We start from the raw sequence: 16371 nt of genomic DNA, 5'->3' as shown, positions 1-16371 counted from the left end.
TGATGCAATGAGTTCAGCTGTGAAAGGGTTTCTGTCTGAGATCATGAAAAACAGGCTGTTGTATCTCATGTGTTTGCCTGCTCTAATTGTGTTGCTTATGTTCAGCTATATTCCTTTTGCCGGAATATGGATGGCGTTTACCGATTTTAACGTCGTGGATGGAATATTTGGCAGTAAGTTTGTTGGACTGGATAATTTCAAATACTTTTTTTCTAACAGCATGGGCTGGAAGGTTATCTACAATACTTTGTACATTAACTTTTTCGGCATCATTTTAGGAATAATTGTTCCTGTTGGTATTGCCATTTTATTAAACGAAATACGACATGATTCATACAAACGGGTAGCTCAAAGCATGATGTTTTTCCCGTATTTTATCTCATGGGTTGTTGTGGGCGCTATTCTTTATGGTATCTTTTCGACGGATGTTGGTGTTGCCAACAATATATTAAAGTTCTTCGGCGCAGAACCAATCAGTTGGTATTCAGAGCCGAAGTACTGGAAGTGGATCATTATTCTTGCGAGTGTTTGGAAATGGAGCGGATACAGCTCTATTATCTACATGGCTGCAATGGCTAACTTCGATGGAAGTTTATATGAGTCGGCTAAAGTAGATGGCGCCAATAAACTGCAAAGTATTTTCTATTTAACAATTCCTATGCTTAAACCGACTATCATTGTTTTAACTTTACTGAGTGTGGGCCGGATCTTTTATGGTGACTTTGGCATGATTTACGGAATTGTTGGCAATAACCCGGTATTAGCTGACGAAGTAACGGTCATCGATACTTACGTTTATGCATCCATGCGATCCTTGGGCTTTTCTTACTCTACGGCAATTGGATTATTCCAGTCGGTTATGGGATTAATTCTAATTACTGCAGCCAATAAATCGGCCAAGAAAATGAATGATGGGGAGGGACTATTCTAATCATGGGAACCAATCGATTAGTTGGAGATAAACTGGTGATAAGCTTGGCCTACTGCTTAATTGGCCTGTTTGCACTCGTTTGTCTTTACCCTCTCATATTAACGTTAAGCGTTTCCTTTTCGGCAGAGCAGGAGGTTACAAGGAACGGATACTCCATCCTCCCTCAAAGCCCTACCATTGATACGTATAAGTATATATTTGTGAACAGTGGAGCAAAAATACTCAAATCCTACGGTGTTACTATCTTTATAACAGTAGTAGGTACGATAAGTGCATTGCTGATTACAAGTATGATTTCATTCGCTATATCGATCAAAAAGCTAAGATATCGCAATATAATTGCGTTTATCAGTAATTTCACCATTATTTTTTCAGCAGGCTTGATTCCATGGTATATGGTTAGCGTCAATTATTATGGCTTGAAAAACAGTATTTTAGCTTTAATAATTCCTTCTGTTTTTAGCGTTTGGAATATGTTCCTGATGCGAACCTTTTTTGCCAGCATTTCACCGTCTATGTATGAAGCCGCGGAGATTGATGGAGCTAATTATTTCACCATATATGTTAAGATAGCTCTTCCTCTAAGCAAAACAGCGCTACTGACGGTTGGTCTAATGTATGCGCTTAATTACTGGAATGATTGGTGGAATGCGCTTATTTTTATCAACGAGAAAGATTTATTTCCACTTCAATACTACCTCTACAGCATTTTATCCAATGTAAACGCGATCAGCTCAGGCCGTATTCCAACAGGAGCATCTGGAAGCATAACGTTGCCCGCAGAAACCGTTAAGATGGCTGTTACCGTCATCACCATTGGACCTATCATTTTCTTGTACCCTTACATTCAAAAATACTTTGTACATGGCATTATGGCGGGCGCAATAAAAGAATAAGGTTGTAGGCCTATCAAGGCTCAACATATATAGCCATTAAAGGGGAGGGTATTCAATGAAAAGGAGTAAAATGCTTATCTTTATGGTTGCAGCGTTATTATTAACGTCTATTTTAACAAGCTGCAGCGGTGACACGAAAGAAAGCGGCGGTGCAAAGCTCGAAAAACTCACTATATTGTACCCAGGCGATGAAAGCGAGCGAATGACTGATTTTCTTAAAAATGAATTTGCCGACAAGATGGCAACTGAGCTTGGCTTAAAGGTCGATGTTATATTTGTTCCATGGGCTCAATATTGGGAACAAAAAGATATTATGCTAGCTGCAAATGAACCCATTGATCTCTACTGGGATGGTCTGCCTGACCTTGCTGCAATGGTTAATAAAAAGCAAACTCAGCCGCTAGATGAATTAATTGAGAAGTACGGCCAAGATATGCTCAAAGTGTTGCCGATGGAGCAATTTAAAGGTGCCATGCTCGACGGTAAAATACACGGTATCCCATCCTCGTATGCCCCGTCCTCGGCTATGTATCAGCTGGTAGCCGTACGTCAGGATATACTTGAGGCAGTTGGTATGAGCGAAGTGAAGAGTGCTGATGATTTGAAAAAGTTTGCCACGCTTGCCAAAGAAAAGTTCCCTCAAATGAAAGGGCCTGCTGATATTGTCTTTAAGCCGCTAACTAGAAATTTTGCAGAAGAGCAATATAACTTTATTGCGGTAGAAGATTTGATCGTATTCGGCGAAGACACCAAAAAAGCCTATAGCTACTATGAAACAGAAGCTTTCCAGGAAGTGGCGAAGTTTAACCGCAGCATGTATGAAGCCAAACTTTATAACGAAGATTTAACGATTAAATATAATGAAAGAGATACACGTATGCAAACAGGCCTATACCTGTGGGTGGAAGGATCGCTAGGCAAGGAAATGGAAATCATTAGTTCTATTAAAGCTAATGCTCCGGAAGCAAAAGTTAAAACGTATCTATTGGCCCCGGAAAAACCGCGATATATTACAGCAACAGGCGGAGAGGTTTTGAGCGTGCCTGCAACGGCTCCAAACCCAGAAGCCGCGATCAAGTTTGTGAACTGGTTGTATAAATCGCAAGATAACTATCAATTTGCACTTTATGGTGTTGAAGGCAAGGATTTTGAAGTTGTAGATGGAAGAATTAAAAAGCTGACTGCTAATGAGTTTTTCTATGAATGGATGTTTAGAAACAAAAATTATCAATTGTTTGGACCGGATGTTGCACAAGAATCCATTGATAATTATAAGAGCTGGGATGACAATGCTATTGTATCCGCTTCACTTGGCTTCCGCTTTAACAATGAAAAAGTAAAATTAGTCGAAACCGCGCTTAAAGAAGTTGCAGGCAAGGACATGGCTGCTATCCGCTCAGGCTTTGTTGATTTTGAAACAGGGTATCCTAAGGCGATTAAAAAGCTGAAAGCAGCGGGAATTGATAAGTATGTAGCTGAGGTACAACGTCAGTTGGATGAGTTTTTGGCGAATAAGAAATAAGTGACAATAAGAGCATAAAATAAAGGCGCCACCTATTACGATTTTCTAATAGGTGGCGCTTTTATTTGTTTCGCAAAGAGCGCTTGGACTTAAAACTTAACAGCGAAACTCGCTGCGAGAACCCATCATTCTTCGCCTAATAAATGGTAGACTGGTGAAGAGATAGGGACACTTTCAGGCTAACAAAAGGAGCTTCACAATGATAAAAGATGCTCATGTATTGCAAGAAGAAGATGCGGCCCTTGCCGAACAGGCAGAGATCCAGGCCATGGTTGACCGGCTGCAAGCCGTGAAAGAGCGGCCGGGCAACCCCGAAGGGGTAGAAATTGAGCGAGCCGGAAGCGCAACGGCTTTGTACAGTACCGGTATGCCTTGGCCGCAGTTCAACTGTGTGAAAGGTGTACAAGAAACAATAGTGTCCGAGCTTGACCACTTGAAAGCTTTTTATCGCGAGCGTGGGCGACCGGTTAGGCTGGAGCTGAACCCGCATCAAGCAACGGAGGGATTGTTGACTGAGCTTGGTCGGCGTTGTTACAAGTTGATTGGACATCATGCCGGTATGTACAAGCGTTTTGGGCCAGTTGGGAATAAGGGCATTGACGGAACTAATTCAGAACGGAATGAAGGCGCATCGACACGCCCCTATCATTTCCCCGGAGAGTTGACCATCCGAAAAGCTTCCCGAGAAGACGCTGATGTCTACGCGCGTATTCATTGTTTGTCGACTGGACTTGGGGAAAAGGGTATAACTCCAGTTCGAACGAATAATGAGATGCTGATGGATTGTCCCGATTGGAGTTATTGGATCGGGGAACTCAGTGGCAACCCCGTTTCAGTTGGCGTTATGCATATGAAAGATGAGCTAGCGAATCTGACTTTTGCAGGTACGCTGCCGGAGTTCCGTGGGCGAGGGTTTCAGCAGGCACTAATCCAAGCTAGATTGAATGAGGCTGAGGCGCAAGGCTGTTCGCTGGCGGCAAGCCAGTGCGTTCCTTATTCCGGAAGCATGCGCAACATGCAACGGGTCGGTATGAACCTCGCTTTCATCCGTTCGATTCTTCTTTTACCGGTGGACTGAAGCTCTTAATGCGAACCTGAAATAGGTAGGGTCAGGGGATTTATGGTAAGATATTGGCATTCAAAATCTTACAAAACACGCCGATCTTACAGTTCTAATCCGACATTATTAATTCCACTAGTAGGAGGCCTATTATGATTCTCGAGCAAGCATTACTGCATGTCATCGCTGGACAGGAAGCGGAGTTTGAGCGTGATTTCCGCACGGCTTCCGCAATTATCTCCTCGATGCCGGGTTATATCCACCATTCGATTTCCCGTTGCATAGAACATAAGAGTAAATATTTGCTGCTTGTGGAATGGGAGACGCTTGAGCATCACACGGAGGGATTCCGCGGCTCGCCGGAATATCAGCAGTGGAAATCTCTTTTGCATCACTACTATGATCCGTTTCCCGTTGTGGAGCATTATGAAAAAGTCAGTTTGGACTAAGGAGATGAGAGCACATGATCGTGCGCAAAACAGAGCAGGCATTCATATTAATTCATCAGCATGACCATGCGGCTCTCTCGGAGCAGTTGGCCCGCTCGCTGGCGCCGGAGCTGCTGCCAGAGGGGTCGCGCCGGGCTGAAATTATTTATGCGGCAAGCCAGCATGATCGCGGCTGGATAAGTCTGGATGAGACCCCGGTATGGAATGATGCGGCCGGAAGGCCGTTCACGTTCGAGGATTATCCGCTTCTGCCAAAAATCGCTTTTTACAAGCGGGGCATCGATGAAGTTGAAGCCGTAAGTCCGTATGCGGGACTGCTTTGCAGCCTGTTTTACAGTGCTTTTTTTGTCCATATGGAGGGCGAGGCTTGTGAGGAGTTCCTGCGTCGCGAGGAGATACGGCAGCATCGGTTGACGATGAATTTGCGGACGGAGCAGCAGGAGCTCGATCGCGATCTAAAGCTGCTGCAACTGCTCGACAGCTTGTCCTTGTATGTGTGTCTGAACGAGCCCGGAGCGGCTGGAGAGAACGAGCATCCTTGGTATCGTGAAGGCTTCCCTGGTACGGAAGAGCTGATGCCTTCCGGTCGGAAGCTCAAGGCGTCCTGGCAGACCAAACAGCGCCTTCTCCTGTCGGAAAAGGCGCTTCAAGGTCCGGTATACACAACGCTACGATTCAAAAGAGTGCCGACGAGCCTTATCGAGGATAAAGGCATTGACATTGCCTATCGGCAATGCCCCATCGAAACGGCGGAATTGGTTTGGGACAGCTCTTCCTGAGAGCTGTCCTCCACTGAAGCTACCGACTGAAGCTATCCACTGAAGCCGTTGACTGACGCAATCATAAAACGCTGGCGTCCGGCTGCGATTTTCGCTCAAAGTGCTCGGCAATCTGCAAAATGATGATTTTGCCCATCATGTATACCGGAATCGAGATCATAATACCGACTATGCCGCTGGTCGCTCCGGCGATGAGCACAACGACAATTGTCGTAAGCGGGTGGATATCCATCGTTCTGCCATAAACGAACGGTGAAATGAGATTGCCCTCCAGTTGCTGCGCCAGCAGAAGAATGACCAGCACCCATATCGCGGTGCTGAAGGAATCCGTAAAGGCAATCAAGATTACTGGAATAGATCCAATAATCGACCCGATATACGGGATCATGTTCAGCACGCCGACAATGATCGCAAGCAGCAGCGAGTAAGGAAGGTCCACGAGCAGGAAACCGATATAGGCGAATGCCCCAAGTGCCAGGCAGCATATAACGCGGCCAATGACGAATTCGCTTAGCATTTTATCAATACGATTGAAGATCTCGATGGCGTCAGCGCGATACTTGGTCGGTGAAAACCGAACGAAGGATGTATATCCCTTGCGGTCTTCCTTGAGCATATAGTACAGCAAGACGGGGACTGTACCTACGACCAGACTCACTGTGGTCACGATGGAGACGGCGTTCTGCACATAAACGGAAGCATAGTTGATGGCTTGCTCAAGGTATTCCGACACCTTGGAGGATAGGTCGATTTCTCGCAGGCTGAAACCTCCAAAGCGTTGCTCTTGCAAATAGTCGATCTGGTCCTGCACTCCTTTTGCCAGAACGGGTAAATTCTCGACAAAACCCACTGTCTGCGACTGCAGAGTAGGCCATACGAGCACGATGAGCAGGGCAACAAGGGTGGACATGGCGATGAACAGCACAAGCACGGCAAGCCATTTGGGCAATTTCCACTTATGTAACTGAGTAACTAGCGGCCGTAACAGGTAATAGAAAAAGAAAGACACAACAAAGGGAAGAAGCAGGATGTTAAATGCAAGCATTACCGGCCGATACAGAAATTCCAGCCTAGAGAGCAAGTAAAGAATGACGAGAACAAGAATGATACTAATGCAAACCTGATAGAACCTTCCGATTTTCAACCCCAATGACCTCCGTTCGCAACATGTTTCTATTATTCTATGTATACCCTGGGATCATCCGAACCAACCCTAATTCGCATCTTTTTGGGAAGGAGTCTGAAAATGTAGAAACTTCCCCCCGTGGTCAGCGTATAAGGGGAAAGAGTCAAAGCATTAGTGTATAGTTATTTACAACTAAACTAAAATGGAAAATTTCGAGGAGGAATTTTGAATGTCTTTATTCAAACGCCTGCGCGACCTGACCCTGTCCAATGTGTACGCCTTGATCGACAAGGCAGAAGATCCAGTGAAAATGACGGATCAATATATTCGAGATATGGCAAGTGACTTGGAGGACGCGGAGAAGGCGGTTGCCGCCCAGATCGCCCTTGAGAAGAAATTTAAGAAGCTTTACGAAGAGCAGGAAGCTCTTGTAGAAAAACGTCTCCAACAGGCGCATGCTGCAGCGGAAGCCGGCAATGTAGACCTGGCTCGCAGAGCGCTGGAAGAGAAGAAAGCTGCTGAGTCGAAGCGCGACGAATACCGTGTTGCCTATGACACGAACAAGGCATCTGCGGACAATCTGCGTGATAAGCTGGCACAAATGCAGAAGCAACTGACCGATCTGAAGAACAAACGTGAGACGCTTGTCGCTCGTGCCAATGCCGCGAAGGCTCAGGTCCAGATCAACAAGTCGATGAACGGCTTCGGCTCTGACACCGCGATGGCAGGCCTTAAGCGCATGGAAGATAAAGTGCTCGGCTTGGAGTCCCAGGCAGAAGCCAGCAATGTGATGAATGACAAAGGGAAGTCGCTGGATGAGGAATTCGAGACTCTTGGCCGCGATAAAGCCGTCGAAGACGAACTGGCCTCCCTGCTGAAGCAATACGAAAAGTAATCTACTCCAGGGGCAGGCTCGCAGCAAAACTGCGGCTGCCCCTTCTACCTATGGTTTTTGCAACTTTCGGAGCAAGGGGGAAGAGAGATGAGCTTATTCAAAAGGGTGGCCAATTTGGTTCGCAAGCCTGAGCCGCCTAAGCAAGAGAAGAGTATTTTGACGGTAGGACCCGGCGATATATGTGAAGTTTCTCTTATTACTTACGAGGTTATCGGCCACACGCGGAATTTCCGGCGTAAAGAAACGTTTCTGACGCTCCAAGATGGAGCGGAGCTCCGTTATCTTCACATTGAGGATCGCGAGCAAACAGAGTACACGCTTTACACGCCGATTGACGGCCGGTTAGACTCCATCGAGGAAGTCCCTTCCACCATGGAGCTGGACGGCACGAATTATTATCTTGAGGAGCAGTATTCAAGCCCCGTTTCGTCACAAGGAAGATCCCCTCATGGGCCGTCCGGAGAGCTCCATATATGGCAATTCCAGTCCGATGACCGTAAACTTCTGCGTATTGAATGGCAGGAGGGAAGGTTTTTGATGTACGAAGGGGAGACAATCTTGTCCGCCGATGTTAAGGTGCTTAGAGGCGGATAGGTGGCGTGGATTGGTCCTTCTCGGAAGAAGGATTGGCTAGCGGAGCGAGTTCCGCTATTAAATTTCTAAGTTCAGCTTATATCTCAACCTTTTGCTCATATACGTGATAGTATCCGCTTGCAAGGAGGGATTCAATGGTTCGGATCGCGATCATATCCGACATTCATGGCAATATGCCGGCTCTGCGGGCGGTGCTGGACGATATCGACTCCCGTGGCATCGGCCGTATTTTCTGTCTCGGGGATCTGGCAGGCAAGGGTCCGGATTCAGCAGAAGCGGTAGATATCATCCGAGAAAGATGCGAGCGGGTCATTCGTGGCAACTGGGACGAATTTCTTGGCAATCCAACAGACATTGAGACGCTCAAGTGGCATCAACGTCAGCTCGGTGAAGAGAGGCTGCGTTATTTGCAGGAGCTTCCCTTCTGTGTGGAGCTTCAGCTGAGCGGGCGTTTAGTCCGGCTTGTTCATGCCTCACCTCAAAGCGTTTATCGGCGCATTCAACCCTGGCATTCGCTGGAAGACCGTCTCTCCTTATTCGAGCCCCCGGAAGCTGGCGGACAGGTTGCCGATGTGCTCGGTTATGGCGACATCCATCAGGCTTATTCACAGCATCTTGGGGGTCGTTTATTGTTCAACACGGGAAGCGCTGGCAATCCACTGGATCTCCCCCAAGCCTCTTACGCCATTTTGGAGGGCGTGGAAAACTCTTTACAGGCAGCTTCCTTTTCGCTACAGCTAGTCCGTGTCCCCTATGACATAGCGAGTGCCATACATGCCGCTGAGGAAGCCAATATGCCTGAGCTTGAGCTTTACCGACAGGAGCTGCTGACAGCGCGTTACCGTGGGTTGCCTTCTTAGGCGAATCGAATGGGAGGGGGACAACTGATGATTCGAGCCATATTGTTTGACTTGGACGATACGTTGTTAGACCGGGCAGAGGGCTTCCGCGAATTCGCAGAGCGATTAGCCGATCGATACGCCGACGTTTCTCCCGAAGAGCGGCCACAATGGATCAAGCGCTTGATTGAGCTGGATGAGAGGGGTTATAAAAGCAAACCACAGCTATTCCGCGAGCTGTTAGAGCAGTTGCCCTGCCGCAGCAATGCGGGATGGGAGGAGCTCTACGCTTTTTATGATCAGGAGTACGTCAGCAGCTCCCGGTTAATGCCAGGGGCTCGAGAATTGCTGGCGGCATTGCGGCCTTTTTATCGGCTCGGAATTGTGACGAACGGTCGGGACTGCATTCAGCGCGGTAAAATCGAACGAACCGGCATCGGCGGTTGGTTTGAAACGATCACTATATCGGAATCGGCAGGCTGCAAAAAACCTCATCCAGGCATTTTTGCTAGAGCTCTAAGCCAGCTTGGATCGTCACCTGAGCAGACGTTGTTTGTTGGAGACCACCCTGTAAATGATATTCAGGGAGCTTATTTCAGCGGCATGAAGTCAGTGTGGCTGAAGCATTCCCAGCCTTGGCCGAATGAGACAGCGATGCTGCCGGACGCCGTCATCACGGAGCTGTCGCAGCTGCCCGCGGCGATTCGTCTTGTCTCCGGGCAAACGGCTGCTTCCGAATACGGCCTGAGCAGCGGTGCTTAGGCGAACTGCTCTCACTCACCTAGCAAAAAGGCATCTCCCGATCAAACGGGAGATGCCTTTTTGCTTCTTGGACTGCGCGTCGGTGCATTCACGATCGTGACGCGATTTTTGCCAGTGGTTTTGGAGCGGTACATTGCCTCGTCCGATTCCTGCACGATTTGGTCTAAGCTAACTCCTTGGCGGGAGAAGCTGACGCCGATGCTTACGGTGACGATCGTCTCCTCCTCGATGCGCCGCCGCAGCGTCTCGGCAAGCTCTGCAACCTTCTCCTTGGTGCTCACTACAAGCAGCAGCTCTTCGCCGCCATAGCGGCCAGCGGAACCAATGCCTTGCACAAGCTCGCGCATCATCTCGGCGATCTGCTCCAGTACACCGTCCGCTCGATGATGGCCCTGTGTATCATTAAGCTTCTTGAAGTTGTCTATGTCGCAAAAGATAACGGCAATTCCCATGCCGTGTCGCATCAACTGCTCAGCCTTCTGATTAAAGTGCCGGCGATTGTAGAGCCCGGTAAGGCCGTCTGTAATCGAAGAACGGTAAGTAGTCAGCAAGCGCTCAACCACCCACTCGAACAGAAGCAGGAACAGCAGCGTAAAATAAACGACAGGCAGCATCCGCGAAATCATGAGCAGCAGCGGCAAGCTGCCCTGGAACACGTACCGATCGGTTACTAGCGCAAGATCCGCTGCAAAATAGAGAATCAGGCTGGCGGAATATTTGGTGCGCAGCTCGACGCCGCGGGTATCTAGCAGGATCAGGAAATTGACCAGAATGCCGTAGAAATCCAAGGCAACGAGCGGCATGATGCCATTGCCGGCCGCGCTGTTCAGCAGAATCGGATTCATCAGAATCTCAGCTCCGGCAATCAGAAAGGCCAGAGAAGCCATGATTACGAACGGTGTTCCTCGCAGCCTCGCTCCCGGATGGCTATATAATTTCATGAAGACAAAGTTTATAATAATAAAGGAAAAGATGCCGAGCAAACGAGTAGCCAACTGCAATATCGGCGGTGAATCGCTCTGGTCCATGCCGGTGAGCAGCATAAGCTGCCGGATCATAAGCAAGGACAGAATGAAAATGAGCAGCCGGTAAACCGGATGGCGGCGGTAGCTGCGGTAAAGCTTCACCCCCATGAAAATCATCAAAGCTAGCACGGTAATCGTGCTGGAAGAAGCGAACAGCTGGATGGCCGAAGTCTGAGGCCAATTGGTCATGGGAATACACTCCGTCTACTCAGCATGGGCTTGACATTGCAATGAATCTTGCAGGCGCGGCAGCGAGAATTGACCGCCATTAGCATATCGGCTGTTCACGCTTCCTTCATGAGAGGGAACATTTGTTCTATTATAACATGGCGAAGCTTTTAAGGAGACAGGTAAGATGGAAATATTACAGGCTTTATTTTTCCCTCCGGAGCAGCCCGGGGGCGTATCTTCGATGGTTCCTTATATGCAGGACCGCTTCAACAAGGTCGGCTGGCCTACAGACCTGTTTTCGCTTCCCAAGCGCATCAGGGGCAAGGGAACGGAGGAGGTTAAGCTCCATACCTTTGATATAGAGCTGTACCGGGATAATCCGATTGCCGCCAAGTATTTGCAGACGTTAAGCGACTATTTATGGTGGACGAAGATGCGGATTAAACGCAAGTATGATCTTATCCATGCCCATCATCCAGTGGCAGCGCTAGTTATGAAACAGGTGTTTCCAGACACTCCGCTCATCGTGACTATTCATTCCAGCTATGAGCGCGAGTTGATTTTGAACGGTAAAATTCAGGAAGGCGGGATCGAGCATCAATTCCTGACTTCGATCTATCGGGAATTGGAGCATGCAGCCGACCGGATTTTAACGGTGTCGGAATCGTTCAAGCTATACATGACCCCTCATATGGATCATCCTGAACAGGTCGGTATCATCGCCAACGGCTTTGACGAGCGGCGCTTCAAGCCGATCAGCCATGAGAATGAAGTTCCTCAGCTCATAACGGTATGCCGGCTTGTGCCGGCGAAAGGGCTGGATATTCTGTTCCGGGCATGCGCTGAGCTGAAGCAAAAGGGCCATCCGTTTGTGCTTCATATTATAGGCGACGGTCCGATTCGCAAAGAGCTAGAGGCGCTTGCGGTTGAACTGAACCTGTACGACGATATCATTTTTTACGGTTACATGCTTCATCCGGAGGAATTCATGCCGTTCTTCGACGTCTTCGTATTGCCTTCCCGCGCCGAGGCTTTCGGCAGCGTATTCGCCGAAGCCGCGTTATGCTGGCTTGCGCTAGTTGGCACCGATGTCGGCGGCATTGGTGAACAGATCGAAGAAGGTGTGAACGGTCTGCTTGTGCCGCCGGAAGATGCTGCGGCGCTGGCGCTCGCGCTGGAGCGTCTCATCGTAGATCCGACGTTCCGCTATCATCTGGCGCGGGCCGCCTGGGACAAAGCCAAAAAAGCCTACTCGCTCACGAGAGTAATCTCGCAATTGAAGCAGGTTTATCTGGATACGGCACCGGAGGCGGCAGGGGGCAATTAGCTCCCTCTTCTTTTTCCGGTTTTTTTGAGCATCATGAGCACAAGCCAACCTAGGCTGAACAGTCCGAACAACGGATAAAGGGTAGACACGAGCGGTCCAAAGCCAATCTGGCTGAGAAGATAACAGATGACAAGGATAATGAGCAGCAGCAGATTGCGCGGAATTGATACTCGTTGCTGAAGCTGCAGTGCCAGCCCATAAATATCGGCGATTAGCGTGGTGAAAATTTCCGAGAAGATGAGGAAAATGTAGATGAACTGGATGGCGTAACCCAGCTGCCGCGCGACGCCGCCCATTGGAATTTCAAATTGTTGGACTCCTGGCATATGCGAGGACAGAGCGATATGACCTGCAAGTAGCATGAAGCCGATGCCTATTCCGCCAAACAATGAACCCCAGCGGATTGCTTGGCGATCCTCTATTTGCGCTCCGAGCGGGACGAGGACGGCTTGCGCCATAGCAAGGTTGAAGGCGGTATAAAGCAGCGGTGCACTCCATATTCGCAGCAGTGAATCATCGGTGGTCATCGTTATCCAGCGATCCGCGCCGGGTGAGTTGAAGGTGTTGTAGAGCAGGATCACGGTAAACAGCAGCATGAAAGGGACAACGATGCTGTTTACGGTTAGAATTGCATTCATGCCGCGGCGCAGCATCAGGAAGCAGGCAATAAGGGTGACGACAAGACCGGTCTGGTAGGAGATGTTCCAGTTTTCATAAAAGATCGTCCCAGCTCCCGCCAACATGACAGCGTTGACGCCGAGTAGGACGACGAGCATGAAGTAGCTGACAAGTTGTCCGATTTTTGGCCCGAACAGTGCTTTGTTGAGGTCTTCGTATGATTTGGCGCCGATCTCACCGGCGAGCAGCATCATTTTGGCGCCGAGCCAGATGAAGAAAAAGGTAGAAAATGCGATCGTTAACACGGCCCACTGGCCGTAACGGGTGAAAAATTGCAGGATTTCCTGTCCTGTGGCGAATCCAGCACCGACTACGGTGCCCATGTACGTAAATCCGATTTGCAGCACGCGTCCTGTACGTCCCGGCATAGCTTCGCCCCCGATACTCGTAAGTCTGTCCTTACATCCTATGTCCGTTCGGGGACAGGCATGCCTTCAAGGCAAAAAGGCATGGCTTGCAGGAATCGCCAAGCTGTGATAATTTAACGAAAAGAATTCGGATGAAGGGACAAGGGTTGTTATGGAACTGTTGAAACAAAGGATCTTGCAGGAGGCGTCCATTATGTCCAGCGACGTTGTGATGCTCGATGCCATTCTCAACCATCAGGTTGACCCTGCGCTCACGATGGAGATGGGCCGCGAGTTCGCACGTAGATTCGCTGAGGATGGAGTGACCAAGGTCATTACGGTTGAATCTTCGGGCATTCCGGTGAGCTTCGCTACGGCTTTAGAGCTGAATGTCCCCCTATTGTTCGCAAGGCGCAAAAAAACATTGATTGCTGATCCCGATCATTATTCGGAGCGGGTTCCTTCTTTTACCAAGGGAATCGTGACCGATCTGATGGTATCAAAATCCCTTCTGTCGCCGGATGACAGGCTGCTGTTCATCGATGACATTATTGCCAATGGCGATGCAGCGAGAGGTCTCGTGCGTATTATTGAGCGCTCTGGAGCGCATCTGGTCGGACTCGGAGTTGCCGTGGAAAAAAGCTTCCAAGCTGGCGGCAGAACGCTTAGGGAAAATGGCATTCGAGTGGAATCCCTGGCCCGGATCAGCTCGCTGGACAACGGCCGGATTACTTTCGAGGATTAGCAGAAGGTTTGCCACGCTGGTGCTGTCCATCCAGGGAATGTAATTCTACCCTTTCCCGTTAGATACATTTACCCTATAATGGGGAAGAACAGAGATCTTCAAGGGGAGGCATAAGGCGATGGAAAACGTAAATCCCGGTTTCTTTGAAGCCAAGCTGTCCGCTGCCAAAATTCACTTCGAGCGTGCGCTCGATTGCAAGCATACTGAGTTTGACGATCTGTATCCGTACATGATCGAGCATCCTCAATTTTTCTGGTATAAGCGCTATGTAGCTTGGTCGGAACTGCTGACGATCGTTAAGCTCTGTGAAGAGCTGAGGGTAGAGTGGAACGGTCTGTTCACAGAGCGCCAGTCCGACTACATCTCCAAGCGAGTTATGAGTTCTCGTGTTCTAGATGAGTGGTACGAGACGAATGATACGAAGGAGCATGTCGGCAACGCAGAATAATCGCATAGCGCGACCTCCAGATATGCCCGGGGCAGGGCCTGGAGGTCTTTTTTTCATATTAGAGACAGTATTGCTTCATGTTATTGGTGTAGCCGCTCTGATGCTCGGAGATTGAAAATGTACATAAAGGGGTAATTGTAATGAATAACAACGTCGAAGAATCGCTGCTGGACGAATATCGCCAGTCGGGAGAGAAAGTCAGGGTTGTCCGGGATGAGATGGAGCAGAACGATGTCGTTGGCATCGTAGTGGCTTGGGATGACGATTCCGTCATGATCCGCAGGCCGAACAAAAGAGTCGTTAAGCTGAGCCGCAGTTATGTTTACCAGCCTGCATCATCTCCCCGTATCGTTCAATCCTGAACGACCAAAGGAGGTAATAAGTATGATGGTATGTCCGGAAGATTACGCAGTCATGAATCATGCTGAGCATAATGGAGTGACGATGGGCAAGTGTCCGATCTGCGGCATCGTTGTCATCGAGGATGAAGAGGGACGGCTGACAAGTGATGAGGGATTATATCCGTCGTCAGAGGAAGGCCGCGAGTTGAAGTTGCATGATTTGCCTTACGGCTCGTCGGCTCCTTCAAATGAGGCTGACGTAACTGCCTCAGTAGGGCAAGGATATCAATGTTATGGAATGCCGCAGCAACTGCCTCAGACGGCAGCTATGCAGCCATATGGCTATGTTCCTGAGAAGTACAGCAACAATACAGAAGACCAAGAGCAGGAAGAGCTGGCATATGCAACTGCGCCGGGTTACGGTGCTAAGGCCCCATCAGTAGAAGGCGATGGAGCGCAATACCGGGCTAATCCGTACTTCGTATTCTGAATTATGGAACTTTTCCCAGCGACATTGACTTGTCCTTCAGCCCCATGATAATATAATCAACGTTGCAGCGAAGACATCTTCGCAGCTTACACAATGCGGTCGTGGCGGAATTGGCAGACGCGCTGGCTTCAGGTGCCAGTGGTAGCAATACCGTGGAGGTTCGAGTCCTCTCGACCGCACCATATTTTATAATTCAACCCCAGAGATGTCTGGGGTTTTTCTTTTTGTTTGGCTATGTTAAAATTTACGTTTATGATAAGGGATACCTTCGCCATCTTCACAATAGGATTTGAGACTATAAAGGAAAATAGCCCAGTTGTAGTTACAGGAACGATAAAATGGCGTTACTTCTTTCCAGTTCGTATGACGCAAAGTAATCAAAGACTTCCCGTTCTTCTCTTGAATTTCAAAGGAAATAATCGTACCAATCCATTCTGGATCTGAATCTATACACTGCCAAACGACTTTTTTATTAGTGATCAATTCCTCTATTCTCATCTTAGTTATGTCATCGCTGCCAAATCGAAATTCATTAATAAAGCCAATCTGATTATTAATAATGAGTTCATTGGTCCATATTTCTGACAATCCTTCAGCGGTGGTCAAAGTTTCATACACCTTCGACGCTGGAACATGTACGGTTTGCAAGTGCTCGATATTTGCCATGTCGTACTCCCTTCTAACTGCAATAATTTAGGTTTGATGCTTATGATAACATATGATGGATATAAGAATTTCTTTTGGATTGCTATGTTGCAGTTATTGCAATTATTTGTTCAACTAAAGTTGCGTAACGAGCTTAATTTAGCTAGAATTATTGAATATCAAAATTTTGTCATTTCAAGAGAGAGGGGTATCCAGCCAATGAAAAAAAGATCCCTACTGTCCCTGCCTTTAGGATATGGATACTCCACTGCTGTTTTTTTCTAGAAGCCGTTGCAAGGGT

At 48.3% G+C, this 16371-nt stretch carries 19 protein-coding genes and 1 tRNA gene; 16 read left to right on the top strand and 4 right to left on the bottom strand.

Annotated elements, in window-relative coordinates:
• Window positions 1-7 precede the first annotated feature (7 nt).
• From CGZ75_RS09520 to CGZ75_RS09495, 6 genes are all read left to right on the top strand, one after another.
• A complete protein-coding gene (locus CGZ75_RS09520; RefSeq protein ID WP_089523951.1) occupies window positions 8-931 on the top strand; it encodes an ABC transporter permease in 924 nt (307 codons plus the stop codon).
• A gap of 2 nt (window positions 932-933) precedes the next feature.
• Window positions 934-1827: a carbohydrate ABC transporter permease gene (locus CGZ75_RS09515; protein WP_245850759.1), complete on the top strand. Its 894-nt coding sequence runs from the start codon at window positions 934-936 to the stop codon at window positions 1825-1827.
• A 55-nt stretch (window positions 1828-1882) separates the two neighbouring features.
• Entirely contained in the window at window positions 1883-3349 is a 1467-nt protein-coding gene (locus CGZ75_RS09510; RefSeq protein ID WP_089523949.1) for an ABC transporter substrate-binding protein, read from the top strand.
• Between the two features lie 199 nt (window positions 3350-3548).
• On the top strand, window positions 3549-4427 hold the full coding sequence (locus tag CGZ75_RS09505) for a GNAT family N-acetyltransferase (protein ID WP_089523948.1): 879 nt from the start codon (window positions 3549-3551) through the stop codon (window positions 4425-4427).
• 134 nt (window positions 4428-4561) lie between these two features.
• Window positions 4562-4858 (top strand): antibiotic biosynthesis monooxygenase family protein, encoded by a 297-nt coding sequence (locus tag CGZ75_RS09500; RefSeq protein WP_089523947.1) that lies wholly within the window; start codon window positions 4562-4564, stop codon window positions 4856-4858.
• 14 nt (window positions 4859-4872) lie between these two features.
• On the top strand, window positions 4873-5637 hold the full coding sequence (locus CGZ75_RS09495) for a DUF3891 family protein (protein WP_089523946.1): 765 nt from the start codon (window positions 4873-4875) through the stop codon (window positions 5635-5637).
• 61 nt (window positions 5638-5698) lie between these two features.
• Here the strand turns inward: CGZ75_RS09495 and CGZ75_RS09490 are convergent, their stop codons facing one another.
• Window positions 5699-6781 carry an AI-2E family transporter gene (locus CGZ75_RS09490; RefSeq protein ID WP_089523945.1) on the bottom strand — a complete coding sequence of 361 codons (1083 nt, stop codon included), beginning with the start codon at window positions 6779-6781 and terminating at the stop codon, window positions 5699-5701.
• Between the two features lie 211 nt (window positions 6782-6992).
• Between CGZ75_RS09490 and CGZ75_RS09485 the strand changes: the two genes are divergently transcribed.
• The 4 genes from CGZ75_RS09485 (at window position 6993) to CGZ75_RS09470 (ending at window position 9853) form a co-directional block, all read left to right on the top strand.
• A complete protein-coding gene (locus CGZ75_RS09485) occupies window positions 6993-7658 on the top strand; it encodes a PspA/IM30 family protein (protein ID WP_089523944.1) in 666 nt (221 codons plus the stop codon).
• A gap of 87 nt (window positions 7659-7745) precedes the next feature.
• A complete protein-coding gene (locus CGZ75_RS09480; RefSeq protein ID WP_089523943.1) occupies window positions 7746-8252 on the top strand; it encodes a DUF4178 domain-containing protein in 507 nt (168 codons plus the stop codon).
• 134 nt (window positions 8253-8386) lie between these two features.
• Complete coding sequence (locus CGZ75_RS09475; protein WP_089523942.1) at window positions 8387-9112, top strand: metallophosphoesterase family protein; 726 nt, start codon at window positions 8387-8389, stop codon at window positions 9110-9112.
• Between the two features lie 27 nt (window positions 9113-9139).
• Window positions 9140-9853 (top strand): HAD family hydrolase, encoded by a 714-nt coding sequence (locus tag CGZ75_RS09470; protein WP_176444743.1) that lies wholly within the window; start codon window positions 9140-9142, stop codon window positions 9851-9853.
• Window positions 9854-9894: 41 nt separating this feature from the next.
• Here CGZ75_RS09470 and CGZ75_RS09465 read toward each other — a convergent pair whose 3' ends face one another.
• Window positions 9895-11067 (bottom strand): GGDEF domain-containing protein, encoded by a 1173-nt coding sequence (locus tag CGZ75_RS09465; protein ID WP_089523940.1) that lies wholly within the window; start codon window positions 11065-11067, stop codon window positions 9895-9897.
• 166 nt (window positions 11068-11233) lie between these two features.
• On the opposite strand from CGZ75_RS09465, the gene CGZ75_RS09460 reads away from it, so the two are divergent.
• The gene (locus CGZ75_RS09460) at window positions 11234-12376 is read left to right on the top strand and encodes a glycosyltransferase family 4 protein (protein ID WP_089523939.1); all 1143 of its coding nucleotides are present in this window, start codon (window positions 11234-11236) and stop codon (window positions 12374-12376) included.
• On the opposite strand, the gene CGZ75_RS09455 is transcribed toward CGZ75_RS09460, so the two are convergent.
• Entirely contained in the window at window positions 12373-13422 is a 1050-nt protein-coding gene (locus CGZ75_RS09455) for a YkvI family membrane protein (protein WP_089523938.1), read from the bottom strand. The genes CGZ75_RS09460 and CGZ75_RS09455 overlap by 4 nt on opposite strands.
• A 151-nt stretch (window positions 13423-13573) precedes the next feature.
• Between CGZ75_RS09455 and CGZ75_RS09450 the strand changes: the two genes are divergently transcribed.
• The 5 genes from CGZ75_RS09450 (at window position 13574) to CGZ75_RS09430 (ending at window position 15607) form a co-directional block, all read left to right on the top strand.
• Window positions 13574-14146 carry a xanthine phosphoribosyltransferase gene (locus CGZ75_RS09450; RefSeq protein ID WP_089523937.1) on the top strand — a complete coding sequence of 191 codons (573 nt, stop codon included), beginning with the start codon at window positions 13574-13576 and terminating at the stop codon, window positions 14144-14146.
• Between the two features lie 118 nt (window positions 14147-14264).
• Window positions 14265-14594: a hypothetical protein gene (locus tag CGZ75_RS09445; protein ID WP_089523936.1), complete on the top strand. Its 330-nt coding sequence runs from the start codon at window positions 14265-14267 to the stop codon at window positions 14592-14594.
• A 140-nt stretch (window positions 14595-14734) separates the two neighbouring features.
• The gene (locus tag CGZ75_RS09440) at window positions 14735-14956 is read left to right on the top strand and encodes a hypothetical protein (RefSeq protein WP_089523935.1); all 222 of its coding nucleotides are present in this window, start codon (window positions 14735-14737) and stop codon (window positions 14954-14956) included.
• 22 nt (window positions 14957-14978) lie between these two features.
• On the top strand, window positions 14979-15425 hold the full coding sequence (locus CGZ75_RS09435; RefSeq protein WP_089523934.1) for a hypothetical protein: 447 nt from the start codon (window positions 14979-14981) through the stop codon (window positions 15423-15425).
• Between the two features lie 95 nt (window positions 15426-15520).
• A tRNA-Leu gene (locus tag CGZ75_RS09430) sits at window positions 15521-15607 on the top strand.
• Between the two features lie 55 nt (window positions 15608-15662).
• Here the strand turns inward: CGZ75_RS09430 and CGZ75_RS09425 are convergent.
• Window positions 15663-16091 carry an SRPBCC family protein gene (locus CGZ75_RS09425; protein WP_089523933.1) on the bottom strand — a complete coding sequence of 143 codons (429 nt, stop codon included), beginning with the start codon at window positions 16089-16091 and terminating at the stop codon, window positions 15663-15665.
• Between the last annotated feature and the right edge of the window lie 280 nt (window positions 16092-16371).

The sequence above is a fragment of the Paenibacillus herberti genome (genome assembly GCF_002233675.1).
GTDB lineage: Bacteria > Bacillota > Bacilli > Paenibacillales > Paenibacillaceae > Paenibacillus_O > Paenibacillus_O herberti.
The sequence above is the reverse complement of the archived record's forward strand: the minus strand, read 5'-3'. Positions and strand labels throughout refer to the sequence as shown.

Bases quoted from the DNA above. Each gene is read 5' to 3' on its own strand.
- CGZ75_RS09480 (WP_089523943.1), top strand. From the start codon at position 7,746: ATGAGCTTATTCAAAAGGGTGGCCAATTTGGTTCGCAAGCCTGAGCCG.
- CGZ75_RS09465 (WP_089523940.1), bottom strand. From the start codon at position 11,067: ATGACCAATTGGCCTCAGACTTCGGCCATCCAGCTGTTCGCTTCTTCC.
- CGZ75_RS09450 (WP_089523937.1), top strand. From the start codon at position 13,574: ATGGAACTGTTGAAACAAAGGATCTTGCAGGAGGCGTCCATTATGTCC.
- CGZ75_RS09470 (WP_176444743.1), top strand. From the start codon at position 9,140: ATGATTCGAGCCATATTGTTTGACTTGGACGATACGTTGTTAGACCGG.
- CGZ75_RS09500 (WP_089523947.1), top strand. From the start codon at position 4,562: ATGATTCTCGAGCAAGCATTACTGCATGTCATCGCTGGACAGGAAGCG.
- CGZ75_RS09475 (WP_089523942.1), top strand. From the start codon at position 8,387: ATGGTTCGGATCGCGATCATATCCGACATTCATGGCAATATGCCGGCT.
- CGZ75_RS09435 (WP_089523934.1), top strand. From the start codon at position 14,979: ATGATGGTATGTCCGGAAGATTACGCAGTCATGAATCATGCTGAGCAT.
- CGZ75_RS09515 (WP_245850759.1), top strand. From the start codon at position 934: ATGGGAACCAATCGATTAGTTGGAGATAAACTGGTGATAAGCTTGGCC.
- CGZ75_RS09455 (WP_089523938.1), bottom strand. From the start codon at position 13,422: ATGCCGGGACGTACAGGACGCGTGCTGCAAATCGGATTTACGTACATG.
- CGZ75_RS09495 (WP_089523946.1), top strand. From the start codon at position 4,873: ATGATCGTGCGCAAAACAGAGCAGGCATTCATATTAATTCATCAGCAT.
- CGZ75_RS09485 (WP_089523944.1), top strand. From the start codon at position 6,993: ATGTCTTTATTCAAACGCCTGCGCGACCTGACCCTGTCCAATGTGTAC.
- CGZ75_RS09520 (WP_089523951.1), top strand. From the start codon at position 8: ATGAGTTCAGCTGTGAAAGGGTTTCTGTCTGAGATCATGAAAAACAGG.
- CGZ75_RS09425 (WP_089523933.1), bottom strand. From the start codon at position 16,091: ATGGCAAATATCGAGCACTTGCAAACCGTACATGTTCCAGCGTCGAAG.
- CGZ75_RS09440 (WP_089523935.1), top strand. From the start codon at position 14,735: ATGAATAACAACGTCGAAGAATCGCTGCTGGACGAATATCGCCAGTCG.
- CGZ75_RS09505 (WP_089523948.1), top strand. From the start codon at position 3,549: ATGATAAAAGATGCTCATGTATTGCAAGAAGAAGATGCGGCCCTTGCC.
- CGZ75_RS09460 (WP_089523939.1), top strand. From the start codon at position 11,234: ATGGAAATATTACAGGCTTTATTTTTCCCTCCGGAGCAGCCCGGGGGC.
- CGZ75_RS09510 (WP_089523949.1), top strand. From the start codon at position 1,883: ATGAAAAGGAGTAAAATGCTTATCTTTATGGTTGCAGCGTTATTATTA.
- CGZ75_RS09445 (WP_089523936.1), top strand. From the start codon at position 14,265: ATGGAAAACGTAAATCCCGGTTTCTTTGAAGCCAAGCTGTCCGCTGCC.